Raw genomic sequence first — 13,018 nt, 5'->3', positions numbered from 1 at the left:
CATATGCGGCAGGCAGCGGCGAGAATGCATACAGGCGATTTCGAACATATATAAAGGACAGGCATGGCAGACGAACAGTTCGCCGCGGCGCAGACCGCGCTGAAGGAATACCGCGACATCGAACAGCAGATGGGCACGGCCGAGGTGGCGGTGAACCCCGATGCGATGCGCAAGCTTGGCCGCCGCCATGCCGAACTCGGCATCATCGTATCCGCCTATGAGCGCTACCAGCAGATTCACGACGATCTGGAAGCAGCCAAGGAGATGGCTGGCGAAGACGCGGAGTTTGCCGACGAAGCCCAGCGTTTGGAGGCTGAGCTGCCCGAGGCGCAGGAGAAGCTGCGTTCGGCGCTCATTCCGCGCGACCCCGACGACGCCCGCGATACGATCATGCAGATCAAGGCTGGCACCGGCGGCGACGAAGCAGCCCTGTTCGCCGGTGATTTGCTGCGCATGTACACCCGCTACGCGGAGAAGCGCGGCTGGTCTACGACCATCCAGAGCGAGAACTCGACCGAGCTTGGCGGCGTCAAGGACGTCCAGATGGCGATACGTGCCAGAGGCAATCCCGCGCCCGCGGACGGTGTGTGGGCGAGCCTCAAGTATGAAGGCGGCGTGCATCGCGTGCAGCGCATCCCCGTCACCGAATCGCAAGGGCGCATCCAGACCTCGGCGGCCGGCGTGATTGTGTTCCCCGAGGCCGACGATGACGATGACGAGATCGAAATCGACCCGAAGGATCTCAAAATCGACATTTTCATGAGTTCCGGTCCGGGCGGCCAGTCGGTCAACACCACGTATTCCGCCGTGCGCATGACCCATGTTCCCACCGGCATCGTGGTGAGCATGCAGGACGAGAAATCGCAGATTCAGAACCGTGCGGCGGCGTTGCGCGTGCTCAAATCGCGGCTGCTCGCCATGAAGCACGAGCAGGAGGCCGCCGAGGCCGCCGATATGCGTCACTCGCAGGTGCGCTCGCTGGACCGTTCGGAGCGCATCCGCACCTACAACTTCCCCGAGAACCGCATCGTCGACCATCGCACGAACTACAAGGCCTACAACCTCGATCAGGTGCTCGACGGTGATATCCAAGCCGTGATCGACAGCGATATCCAAGCCGACGAGGCTACGCGGCTGGCGAGCTGAGCCGGTTGCTGGCTTGCGAACATGCCGCAAAGGAGTTGCTATGAGCCGCTGTGACGAGCCCTTTGCCGCGTCCTGTGCTGCGTCGGATATGGCGGCTGGTTTGGTGCCGAAACGCATGCCTGCTGGTCAATCCGGCGACGCCTCTCACGATTCTCAAGCGTTATCCTCACAGTTGCGCGCCGCTGCCGAAACGCTGCGCGCAGCTGGGGTAGATACGCCCCAGGTTGACGCCAAGCTGCTGATGGCATGCACGTACGGCGTGGAGCTCCACGATATCGACAAGGCGATGTTGCTTGGTCGTGAGCTGTCCGAAGATGCACAGGCTGCAGGCCGTTTCAAGACCATGCTCGCTCGCCGGCTTGCTCGCGAGCCGCTGCAATACATCACCGGGCATGCGCCCTTCCGCTTTCTCGATCTTGCCGTCGGTCCTGGCGTGTTCATCCCCAGACCGGAAACCGAAAGCGTGGTGCAGGCCGCGCTTGATTGGCTGGGCGGGCAGAGGATTGCGCAGCCGCGTGTGGTCGATCTGTGCGCGGGCAGTGGGGCCATCGGGTTGTCTGTCGCAACCGAGCTGCCTAAATCCCAGGTCTGGGCGGTCGAGCGGTCGCCGCAGGCGCTCGCTTGGACTCGACGCAACCGCGATACTGTTCTGAGTGATGCTGTATTGGGTGCTGCTAACGAATCTGCGCGGTACCACCTCATCCAGGGCGACGCGACGGACGCTGAAACGCTGGCCGAACTCGACGGAACCATCGACACTGTAGTCACAAACCCACCGTACGTGCCGCTTTCGCAGATTCCCGAGCAGCCCGAAGTGCGCGAGCATGACCCGGATATGGCGCTATACGGTGGTTCCGACGATGGCTTGACAATCCCGATTGCGATACTCATTCGTTCGGCTGCGTTATTGCGACACGGCGGCCTGCTGGTGATGGAGCACGACATCTCCCAAGGCCAGCCGCTGGTCGAATGCGCTCTGCGCAACGGCTTCGAGACGGCCCGCACCGGCAACGATCTGACCGGACGCCCAAGATACCTCTTCGCGATACGCGGCTGAGTGTTTGATGACTGTGGCGCTTCTAGTACAAATGTCACGCAAAATAAGGGTTTTGCGTGACAAATGTACGAGTAGCTGACAGTCCTAGTACTTTCGTCACGCAAATATGCCCGTTTGCGTGACGAAAGTACTAGAAGCAGCCAGCCTTCGCGCCGGAGTCACTTGGACACGTCTCGGCGCAATGGTGCAATGGGTGGTTGATACGAGTTCAGGGAGGTTCTATGAGCGAGATTCGTGCCATCACCGACGAGTCACTGGCGCTGGCGTCCGATATCGTGCGCCGAGGCGGGCTTGTCGTCATACCCACCGACACGGTGTACGGTGTGGCGTGCGACCCCTTCAACGCCGAGGCCATCGGTAGGATATACGAAGCCAAGCAACGCCCGCGATACAAGGCGCTGCAGATTATTCTCTCCTCGGTTGATGAGCTGGAGGGGCTTGGGCTGTACCTGCCTGCGCCGCTCAACCGCCTGGCTGCCGCCTTCCTGCCCGGCGCGTTCTCGCCGATCGCGCAGGCCGATGACGAGAGCACTTTGGGCACGCTGCGCACCGAATCGAACGGCAAGCGCACCCAGGCCATCCGCATCCCCAACTCGGCGGTCTCGCTGCGCATTCTCAAGGCTATCGGCCCGGTGGCCGCCTCAAGCGCGAACCGTTCGGGCGGCGAAAGCCCGCAGACGGCGCAGGAAGCCTACGAGGCCTTGGGAAGCGACGTCGAGCTGTACCTGGACGGCGGCGCGACGCAAGGCCATATCGCCAGCACTGTCGTCGCCGCTGATCCGCAGGAGCGCGACGGCATCGCCATCATCCGCGAAGGCATGATCCCAGCAGCCGCGATTCGCGCAGCGCTGACCATCAACGGCGGGGGTCTGGGCGCGTGAGAGTCTACCTGTTCATCGCGGCGGTCGCCGGCGGCGTGACCTGGCTAGTCACGCCTTTGGTGCGGCACATGTCCATCCGCGCTGGCGCGGTGGGCGAGGTACGCGCCCGCGATGTGCACACGATTCCAACCCCGCGCATGGGCGGCGTCGGCATGCTGATCGGCTTCGCTGTGGCGCTGATGTTCGCCAGCCGTATTCCCTTCATCAGCGGCCTGTTCGTCAACTCGCATCAGCCGTGGGTCATTCTCGCCGGAGCCGTGATGATCTGCCTGCTCGGCGTCGCCGACGACCTGTGGGATCTCGATTGGATGCTCAAACTCGCCGGGCAGCTGCTCATCTCGGTGTTCGTGGCTTGGGGCGGCCTGCAGATCATCTCGCTGCCGCTGGGCTCGCTGGTCACCGCATCTCCAATGATTTCGATGGCTATCACCGCGTTTCTGATTGTCGCCTCGATTAACGCCGTGAACTTCGTCGATGGCCTGGACGGACTAGCCTCGGGCATCGTGGCGCTCGGCGGCATCGCCTTCGCCATGTACTCGTATATTCTCGCCCGCTCCTCGCCCAACTACGCCTCGATGGCCACGCTGCTCGACGTGGCGCTGGTCGGCATCTGCGTCGGCTTCATCCTGCACAACTGGCATCCGGCAAAGCTGTTCATGGGCGACTCCGGCTCGATGCTGCTTGGCTACCTCATCACTTGCGCCTCCATCGTCATGACCGGCCATCTCGACCCGGCCTCGGTGAACACGAGCGTATATCTGCCGGCGTTCATGCCAATTCTGCTGCCGGTTCTGGTGCTCTTCCTGCCGGTGCTCGACATGATCCTGGCCATCGTGCGACGGCTGAGCAAAGGCCAGTCGCCGATGCACCCCGACCGCATGCACCTGCATCATCGCATGCTGCGCATCGGCCATTCGGTGCAGGGTGCCGTGTTGATTCTGTGGGGCTGGGCCGCGATGATCTCCTTTGGCTCGATCATGATTCTCTTCTTCCGGGTGCTCTACGTCGTCATCGGCATGATTGTGGCGAGCGTCATTCTGGCGGTGTTCACGATGCTGCCCTACGTACTGCGCCGGCTGCCGGAATTCGAGGCTTCCCACGCCGCAGGACGCGCGCCTGAACATGCGAGATCCAGCGGCTCGGGCAGAGTTGCAAGGGATGCGGGTGACAGTGACGTTGCAGTGAATGCTGCCGCCGACAGCGCCAGCACCAGCAATGCCGCTGCGATGAATACCGCCGCCAAAGCCGGTTCCGATGCTGCGCGATTGACTGAGTCTGAGCCCGGTATTCGGGCTGAGACCCACGAACCCAGCGATGCGGATGCGAAGTATGTTCCCACGCCGCATAACCCCTCGCAACACGACCCTTCCGTACGCGCATAGCTCAGACGAATTCACGCTTGCCGATTTCGTCACCCCGGCCCCATATAGTGACGATATGGCCTCAAATCCTGATATGAACACGGAATTCCCATACGCTCCCGTCCCCGCCGTTTTCGCCAAGCTCGGCTTGGCTTACGACGATGTGCTGCTGCTTCCCAACGAGACGGATGTCATCCCCTCGGAAGTGGACACCACAACCCATTTCACCCGCGAGATCACCATGAAAGTCCCGGTGCTCTCCGCTGCGATGGACACAGTCACCGAATCGGATATGGCGATTGCCATGGCCCGCAACGGCGGCATCGGCGTGCTGCATCGCAATCTCTCCATCGACGACCAGGCCGCGCAGGTCGATGTCGTCAAGCGCAGCGAATCGGGCATGATAACCGATCCGCTCACCGTCAATCCTGACGTGACGCTGGCCGATCTCGACAAGCTGTGCGCGCGCTTCCACATCTCCGGCCTGCCGGTAGTCGATCGCGAAGACCGACTCGTGGGCATCATCACCAACCGCGATATGCGTTTCATCGCCTCCGAGGACTACGACCGGCTCAAGGTCAGTGACGTGATGACCAAGGAGAATCTCATCACCGGCCCAGCCGACATCACCAAGGAGGACGCTCACCAGCTCCTTGCGAAGCACAAGGTCGAGAAGCTTCCGCTGATTGACAAGAACGGCAAGCTCGCCGGCCTGATCACCGTCAAGGACTTCGTCAAAACCGAGCAGTACCCCGACGCGACCAAGGACGAGCAAGGCCGTCTGCGCGTGGCTGCGGGCGTGGGCTTCCTCGGCGACGCCTGGCAGCGTGCTTCCGCGCTGATGGAGGCCGGCGTCGACGCGCTGATCGTCGACACGGCAAACGGCGAGGCGCGACTGGCGCTCGATATGATTCGGCGCATCAAGGCCGATCCTGCCTTCAACGGCGTGCAGATCGTCGGCGGCAACATCGCCACCCGCCAGGGTGCACAGGCGATGATCGATGCCGGCGTCGATGCGGTCAAGATCGGCGTGGGCCCGGGCTCCATCTGCACCACGCGTGTGGTGGCCGGCGTGGGCGTGCCGCAGCTGACGGCCGTCTATGACGCGGCTCAGGCCTGCAAGGCGGCGGGGATTCCCTGCATCGCCGACGGCGGCATCCACTATTCCGGCGACATCGCCAAGGCGCTGGTGGCCGGTGCCAGCTGTGTCATGCTTGGCGGCGCGCTGGCCGGCTGCGAAGAAGCTCCAGGCGAGAAGGTGCTTCTGCATGGCAAGCAGTACAAGCTCTACCGCGGCATGGGGTCGCTGGGCGCGATGGCCCCGCGCGGCAAGAAGTCGTATTCGAAGGACCGCTACTTCCAGGCCGATGTCACGAGCAACGACAAGGTCGTGCCCGAAGGCGTCGAAGGCGAAGTGCCGTATCGCGGGCCGCTCAACGCGGTGCTCTACCAGATGGTCGGCGGATTGCACCAGTCGATGTTCTACACCGGCGCGCGCACGATTCCCGAGCTGCAGGACAAGGGCCGCTTCATCAGGATCACCGATGCTGGCCTGCGCGAATCGCATCCGCATGACATCGTGATGACCGCCGAAGCCCCGAACTACAACGGCTTCCACAACTGAGACCGAGGCTGATACTGGACTGATTCGTGTGTGGTAACGGTAGTGGTAACAGTATGAAACGCACGAATCCGTTCACTATCGAGTATGCAGACGGCGCTACTGGGTGTATTGCTGCGTTTCACGCGCTGAAACGCAGCAATACACCCAGTAGCGCTCAATATTCGTGTGTGCGTGCGGGGCGCATGGTCGCGCTGATGCGGTAGCGTTATGGATTCGGTAGTTCGAGGAAAGGCGGCCGGCATGGCTCAAGGCAACGATGATCTGACATTCACACCCGAGGAATCGCGGATGATATGGATTGACTGCGAGATGACGGGGCTCGACATCTTCCATGACGAGCTGTGCGAGGTCTCGGTCGTACCTACCGATTTCAATCTCAAAGTCCTCGATCAGGGTATTGACCTCGTGATCAAGCCCTCCGACGCGGCAGTCGCCCAAATGAACGACTTCGTGCGGCATATGCATACCTCGTCCGGTCTGGTGGACGAGTGGAATGCCTCCGGTCTGAGTCTGGACGAGGCGCAGCGGCAGGTCATCGACTACGTCAAGCGCTTCCTGCCCGAGCACGGCAAGGCGCATCTGGCCGGCAATTCAGTCGGCTCCGACAAGAAGTTCCTCGACCGTTTCATGCCCGATCTCATGGCGCAGCTGCACTACCGGGTGATTGACGTGAGCACGCTCAAAGAGTTGTCTCGCCGCTGGTACCCGAGCTCATACAACAACAAGCCGGCCAAGCATGGCGGGCATCGCGCGTTGGCCGACATCATCGAATCGATTGACGAGCTGCGCTACTACCGCGAGATGTTCTTCGTGCCGTCGCCCGGGCCTGATGATGCGCAGGCTGCTGCCGGTGCCGCACGCATTGAGGCCACCAGCCTGCTGCGCGACTACGAGGCGCAGGGCCAGCCGGTCGAGGATCCGAATCACGCGCAGAAGCCCGATTACTGATCTGCAAGTTTGCACATGCCGGCGGCGCTGTGAATCAGCGCTGCATACACACTGTCGAATACACGAATCCGAACGAACGCTGCTGAATAACGCAGCTGAACTTTGATAATTGAACCCTGATAAGAGCTGAGAGGAACGCATGAACGCTGCTGACTGGACCACGATCGCCCCGGGTCCCCACGATATCCGACTCGTCGTCGCCGATATGGATGGCACGCTGCTTGATGGCGAAAGCCGGATTCCAGAAGGCTTCTGGGAGCGTTTGGACCGGATGGAGCAGCTTGGCGTCCGCTTCGTGCCCGCTTCCGGTCGCCAGTATGCCACGCTGACAAGCATGTTCGGCGCGGCGATGCCCGATGCCTCGTACATCGCGGAGAACGGCAATCTGGTCGTCGCAGATGGCGAGATCGCGTCGGTTTCCGGGATTGAGCACGGGGCCGTCAGCCGCATCATCGACGCGGTGATGGCAAACGGTCAGACGAGCCATGCTGCTTCCGACGCCGCTGACGCCTCCGATTCTGCGGATGCTGCTTCCGATTCCGATTCTGCTCCCGCTTTTGACATCGGCCTCGTGCTCTGCGCCGCCGAAGGCGCCTACGTCACGCGCCATGACCCCGATTTCCTCGCCGAATGCCGTAAATACTATGCCAAGCTCACCGTCGTGGACGACCTGCACAGCATCACCGAGGACATCCTTAAGGCTGCAATCTTCGATTTCGGCCCCTCGCAGCCGATGGCAGATGCGCTGCTTTCCGACTTCACCAAGGAGCTGCAAGTGGTTGTCTCCGGCGCGCACTGGGTCGATATCATGAATCTCGGCACCGATAAGCGCCGCGGCGTGGTGGCACTGCAAGAGCATTTCGGCATCACGCCAGCGCAGACGGCCGTGTTCGGCGATTATCTCAACGATCTGGAAATGCTTGACGCGGGGGAGTGGTCCTTCGCCATGAGCAACGCGCACCCCGATCTCAAGGAGGCTGCGCACTATATCGCGCCCGCGAACACCGAATACGGCGTACTACAGGTGCTCGATCGGCTGCTCGGCTGATTCGCGCGGATCGCGTGGCAAGGCACGGATAGGTAGGGGAGATATGAAGCAGGCTGATGCGCTGGCGATTCTGAACGCCGGTGCGAATGTGTTCATCACCGGTGCGCCGGGCGCCGGCAAGACCTATGTGCTCAACCAGTTCATCGCCCATGCCCGCGCCGAGGGTGCGAACGTGGCGGTGACCGCCTCCACCGGCATCGCCTCCACGCATATCAACGGCCAGACTATCCACTCCTGGAGCGGTGTGGGGGTTTCGACTGCGCTCACGCAGAACCTCCTCAAGCAGATTCGTTCGCGTCGCAAGCGCAAGATCGAAGCCACCGACATCCTCATCATTGATGAGGTCTCGATGCTGCACGCCTGGCTTTTCGACATGGTCGATCAGGTCTGCCGGGCGCTGCGCCACAGCCCAGAACCCTTCGGCGGCTTGCAGATCGTGCTCTCCGGCGATTTCTTCCAGCTGCCGCCAGTGAGCCGATCGGGCAGGAACAACGACCTGATTACGCCCAGCCCGGAATTCCTCGAAGCTCGGGAGCGCTACACGCGAGCCGGACGAAACCCCGAAGGCTTCATCACCGAATCGCTGGTCTGGGATGAACTCAACCCCGTCACCGCCTACCTCACCGAGCAGCACCGCCAGGACGACGGCCAGCTGCTCACCGTGCTCACCGACATCCGCGAGGGCGGGGTATCGCAGGAGGACCATGACGTGCTGGCGGGGCGGCTGGGAACCCAGCCCCAGCCCGGCGAAGTGGCGGTTCACCTGTTCCCGGTCAACAAGCAGGCCGACAGCCTCAACGACTTGCAACTATCCCGCATCGCCGAGCCGGCGCATGAGTATTTCGCTGAATCCGCAGGCGAAGCGCGGCTGGTCAGCCGGCTCAAAAAGAACATGCTGGCCCCGGAGCATTTGGAGCTCAAAACCGGTGCGGCAGTCATGGCGCTGCGCAACGACACGGACCACCAGTATGTGAACGGTTCGATCGGCACCGTGCGCGGCTTCGTGAGCGAAGCCAAGGGCGGCTGGCCCATCGTCGAATTCGAGAACGGCAACACCGTCACCATGAAGCAGGCCTCGTGGGAGATGATGGACGGCGAGACGGTTCTGGCCTCGGTCAAGCAGGTGCCGCTGCGCTGCGCCTGGGCCATCACCATCCACAAATCCCAAGGTATGACGCTCGACCGGGCCGTTATGGATCTGCGCCGCACCTTCGCCCCCGGCATGGGCTACGTGGCGCTGTCCCGTGTCGAAAACCTCGACGGGCTGTATCTCGGCGGCATCAACGAGCGGGCGTTCCTCGTCTCTCCGGATGCGGTGTTCCTCGACGGCCAGCTGCGCGACAACTCCAAGGCGGCCAGCGCCATGCTGCGCGACGAAGGCACCGGGGCCTTCACCAGGCGTGCGGCCGGGCAGAGCGCGGGCGACGACGAATTCATGCAGGACGAGCTGTTCTAGCCGCGAGCCGGTAACCGGCTGGGCGGGTTGGCGGCGATGCCGTGTTTTCATCATGTTTTTGTCATTGCCGCTACAATTTTTACCCACGATTTTCATCTATTAAGCACTTTTTCGTTAATTAAGCACTTCGCAAAGTCGACGTCGATTTCAGCGCGGGCCATTATGGCGGAATTCTGCCGTTTCTGGGTTGTACAGCATAGGCTCTGAGCCGCATGCAACGACCAGATTCTTCCGAATCTGCCTAATAGATTCTTACGGGTGCTGCATAACGGGGTATGCACGACGAGGGTGCGCTGGCTCGACACGCGAAGATGCGCAGCGGTAGCGCCATTGTGTTGTCGCAAGTCAGGGAATCACATGGTCTTTTGGTCTTTACCCGCCAGATTTACCTATCAGACGTCACCCATCAAACATTACCCGTCAAAGAAAAAAAGTTGACCTTCGAGGATTACACTATGCAATAGGATTTACTTTTAGCGAGAGAGAGATTGAGAAATGCCCGAGACAAACCAGAATGTTGGCCGCGAACATCGAGCTGGAAGTCACGCTAGTGCAGGAGCTCGAGAGAATAACAGTGGTCTTGCCGTCGTTCTGACAGCTATTGCTGTTGTCGTTTCGGTGGTCGCTTTGGTGATTTCTGTTTTCTCTTTGGTGCTGAGTCTAAATGCAAAGACTGATAGCGCTAAGAGTGTTTCGGGCTCGCGATCCAGTTCTTCGGTGCAATCCAAGACCAACGAGGGCCAGAAGACTGTGACCGAGGAAATTCCACAGCAGTCCTCTTTTGAAGCTGACGCGACATCTGACATCGATAATGGTAACTGGCATATCAAGATTGCTAAGGTGTCTCGAACAGGCTCGTCCTTGGACATTGCCTTTGAGGTAACAAACAACACAGCGGAATCCTCATCGCACTACATCAGCCTCGAGGGCGATGCCTATCAGAATGGTGTGCAACTCGAAGTAGATCCCACCGCACCTATTGACCCTTCCAATAAGATTCAGCCAAGAACTACGATTACTTTGCATAAAGTATATAAACTGACCGATGACAAAGCATCCGTTCATGTGGATATTACCTATCTGACTGATAAGGTTGGCTCGGTTGATCTGGCCGCGATTAAATAATTTCGTTTTGTAAGTGGAATAGTTCGTATAGAGATAAGGGCTCCACGAACTTTGCTCGTCTCAGAAACCTTTGGGTTTCGATAGGATCCAAACACTGGTGGGTTGGATATGACGGGCGCGGCGAGGCCGAGTAGGATGGAAGCTAACGATTCGAACGATTTGCGCCCTGCATCAACGACGATGCGTGGATGGCAGACCGTGCGGGACAAGGAGGTTGTCATGAAGCGTTGGATGGTTATCTGCTCGGCATGCGGCGTGGCGGTGTTGTTCGCGGCGTTCCTGCTCCTGCAATCGGCACCGGTTTTTCTCATTGGCACCATCAAGCTCACCGACATGCTCACCATCGTGGGCGGGCTGCTGTTCATCATCCCGATCTACATGGATTCGGTGCGGCGCAAGGATGACGCGGGCGCGGCGCGCCGCGTAGTGTGGGGCGTCATACCGCCGATTGGCATGATTGTCGTATGCTTCGGCATCCTCCTGCCGAACAGCCTGACGGTATTCGGCGTGGTCGAGTGGGCGGATGTGCTGTATCTGCTCGGCACGATCATGATGCTGCCGATTTTCCTCTACCCGATTCTCGACCCGCGCGCCATCGAGGTCGAGGAGCAGATCGACGAGGAAATCGCCGAAGAGCATGCCGAATCAGCAAAGTCGAAGCCGTCACACTAGCTAAAAGCCGCCGCAGTTTGGCTCGCACTTTTTAATATTCAAGCGAAAAGTGCGAGCCAAAAAGGCGCTACTTGCGCACGGTGACGCTCATGCGCACCGGCGTCTCCTGCTCATAGGTATGCATCACGGTGCAGCTCTTTTCGATGTGGCGAGTGACGCGCTCCTTGAGCTTGGCCGCGTCCTCCTCGCTCAAATCGGCGTCCGTGGCATCGACGACGACCTGCTCGCTGAAGTTGAGATAGGAATCGCTGGCGTCGTCATAGGTGCCGTCTGCAACGATCTTCGCGCCCTTGCCTTCGCCGAGCGCATGCTCGATTGCGAACTGGCTGGACAGTGCGCCGCACGCGGCCAGCGCCACCTTCATAAGGTCGCCGGGGGAGAACTGGCCCTTGCCTTTGCCGAACTTGATGTGTGCGCCCTCATCGCTGAATGCGTCCCACGAGCCGTCCTTGTTGCGCTCCACCCATAGCCTTTTGCCCATATCGTCCTCCTGAGGTCGTTATTTCGACGCGGTATCGCGTCTGCACAGCCCAATCTAGCGCGGCATCGCGTCATCCGGGCCGAGTCGCTTCTCAGCGAAACCGAACGCAGGGCGGCACTGAACGGCGCGCCGGAAGAATATGCCAGCCGCGAGGCGATGGCGTGCCAAGAAAGGTTTCGATTAGACTGGTGCGCATGGCTTTGACACCCGAAGAACTCGCAGACATCCGCACCCGCATCCCGCAGCGCCCAAGCACTGATATCCCCATGCCCTACGAGGACCTGGTGCGCAAGATTCTCGCCGAAGGCACGCTCAAGTCGGATCGCACGGGCACGGGCACGGTTTCGCTCTTCGGCCAGCAGATGCGTTTCGATCTGAGCGAAGGATTCCCGCTGCTCACGACGAAAACCGTGTTCTTCAAAGGCATCGCCTACGAGCTGCTGTGGTTCCTCAAAGGCTCGCACAATATCACGTACCTGCGCAATCACAATGTGCATATCTGGGACGAATGGGCCGACGAGAACGGCGACCTGGGGCCGGTCTACGGCGTGCAGTGGCGCAGTTGGCCAGCTCCGACGCCGGACGACCCCAACCGTACGATCGACCAGATTGCGAATGTGCTGAACCTCATCAAGACCCAGCCCGATTCGCGGCGCATGGTCGTGAGCGCCTGGAACCCGGCCGAAGTCGAGAAGATGGCGCTGCCGCCGTGCCACGCGCTGTTCCAGTTCTACGTGGCCGACGGCAGGCTCTCGTGCCAGCTCTACCAGCGCTCGTGTGATATGTTCCTCGGCGTGCCGTTCAACATCGCCTCGTACTCGCTGCTCACCATGATGATGGCGCAGCAGACGGGCCTGGAACCCGGCGAATTCGTGTGGACCGGCGGCGACTGCCATATCTACGACAACCATATCGACCAGGTGCTTGAGCAGCTGGGCCGTGAGCCATATCCCTACCCGCAGATGAAAATTCGCAAGGCCGACTCGCTGTTCGACTATGATTACGAGGACTTCGAAATCGTGGGCTACCAGCATCATCCGACTATCAAGGCGCCGATTGCGGTGTGAGACGGTGTAAGGCAGCGTAAAGCAACGTAAGGCAGTGGTGCAGGGCGATATAAAACAGTGTGAGAGCATATGAAATGGCGCGAGACCATGTAAGACCGTGCGAAATGGCGCGAGCTGGCAATATGATGGTCGCTATGGTCTGAGGCAATCAC

At 60.5% G+C, this 13,018-nt stretch carries 12 protein-coding genes; 11 read left to right on the top strand and 1 reads right to left on the bottom strand.

Going from position 1 to position 13,018, the window contains the following annotated elements; genetic code table 11:
* The first annotated feature begins 63 nt into the window (after window positions 1-63).
* The 10 genes from prfA (at window position 64) to LKK40_RS02210 (ending at window position 11,318) form a co-directional block, all read left to right on the top strand.
* Window positions 64-1,146: a peptide chain release factor 1 gene (gene prfA / locus LKK40_RS02255; protein WP_304308815.1), complete on the top strand. Its 1,083-nt coding sequence runs from the start codon at window positions 64-66 to the stop codon at window positions 1,144-1,146.
* A gap of 115 nt (window positions 1,147-1,261) precedes the next feature.
* The gene (gene prmC / locus LKK40_RS02250) at window positions 1,262-2,203 is read left to right on the top strand and encodes a peptide chain release factor N(5)-glutamine methyltransferase (RefSeq protein WP_304308958.1); all 942 of its coding nucleotides are present in this window, start codon (window positions 1,262-1,264) and stop codon (window positions 2,201-2,203) included.
* A 221-nt stretch (window positions 2,204-2,424) separates the two neighbouring features.
* Window positions 2,425-3,084, top strand: coding sequence for an L-threonylcarbamoyladenylate synthase (locus tag LKK40_RS02245; RefSeq protein WP_304308813.1), 660 nt, complete (start codon window positions 2,425-2,427; stop codon window positions 3,082-3,084).
* Window positions 3,081-4,466 carry an MraY family glycosyltransferase gene (locus LKK40_RS02240; protein ID WP_304308812.1) on the top strand — a complete coding sequence of 462 codons (1,386 nt, stop codon included), beginning with the start codon at window positions 3,081-3,083 and terminating at the stop codon, window positions 4,464-4,466. Before LKK40_RS02245 ends, LKK40_RS02240 begins: the two co-directional genes overlap by 4 nt.
* A 55-nt stretch (window positions 4,467-4,521) precedes the next feature.
* Window positions 4,522-6,069: an IMP dehydrogenase gene (gene guaB, locus LKK40_RS02235; protein WP_304308810.1), complete on the top strand. Its 1,548-nt coding sequence runs from the start codon at window positions 4,522-4,524 to the stop codon at window positions 6,067-6,069.
* A gap of 240 nt (window positions 6,070-6,309) precedes the next feature.
* Window positions 6,310-7,017 carry an oligoribonuclease gene (gene orn / locus LKK40_RS02230; protein WP_304308809.1) on the top strand — a complete coding sequence of 236 codons (708 nt, stop codon included), beginning with the start codon at window positions 6,310-6,312 and terminating at the stop codon, window positions 7,015-7,017.
* A 139-nt stretch (window positions 7,018-7,156) separates the two neighbouring features.
* Window positions 7,157-8,065, top strand: a complete 909-nt coding sequence (locus LKK40_RS02225; protein WP_304308807.1) for a Cof-type HAD-IIB family hydrolase — start codon at window positions 7,157-7,159, stop codon at window positions 8,063-8,065.
* Between the two features lie 43 nt (window positions 8,066-8,108).
* Window positions 8,109-9,521 (top strand): PIF1 family DEAD/DEAH box helicase, encoded by a 1,413-nt coding sequence (locus LKK40_RS02220; RefSeq protein WP_304308805.1) that lies wholly within the window; start codon window positions 8,109-8,111, stop codon window positions 9,519-9,521.
* Between the two features lie 495 nt (window positions 9,522-10,016).
* Window positions 10,017-10,646, top strand: coding sequence for a DUF5067 domain-containing protein (locus LKK40_RS02215; protein WP_304308804.1), 630 nt, complete (start codon window positions 10,017-10,019; stop codon window positions 10,644-10,646).
* Window positions 10,647-10,865: 219 nt separating this feature from the next.
* On the top strand, window positions 10,866-11,318 hold the full coding sequence (locus LKK40_RS02210) for a permease (protein WP_304308802.1): 453 nt from the start codon (window positions 10,866-10,868) through the stop codon (window positions 11,316-11,318).
* Between the two features lie 67 nt (window positions 11,319-11,385).
* Here LKK40_RS02210 and LKK40_RS02205 read toward each other — a convergent pair whose 3' ends face one another.
* Entirely contained in the window at window positions 11,386-11,799 is a 414-nt protein-coding gene (locus LKK40_RS02205; protein WP_152581027.1) for an OsmC family protein, read from the bottom strand.
* A 266-nt stretch (window positions 11,800-12,065) separates the two neighbouring features.
* Between LKK40_RS02205 and LKK40_RS02200 the strand changes: the two genes are divergently transcribed.
* Window positions 12,066-12,866 (top strand): thymidylate synthase, encoded by an 801-nt coding sequence (locus tag LKK40_RS02200; RefSeq protein ID WP_304308957.1) that lies wholly within the window; start codon window positions 12,066-12,068, stop codon window positions 12,864-12,866.
* The last annotated feature ends 152 nt before the right edge of the window (window positions 12,867-13,018 follow it).

It is taken from the genome of Bifidobacterium tibiigranuli (genome assembly GCF_022655035.1).
Taxonomy (GTDB): Bacteria; Actinomycetota; Actinomycetes; order Actinomycetales; family Bifidobacteriaceae; genus Bifidobacterium; species Bifidobacterium tibiigranuli_A.
This window is presented reverse-complemented; position numbering and strand designations above follow the sequence as displayed.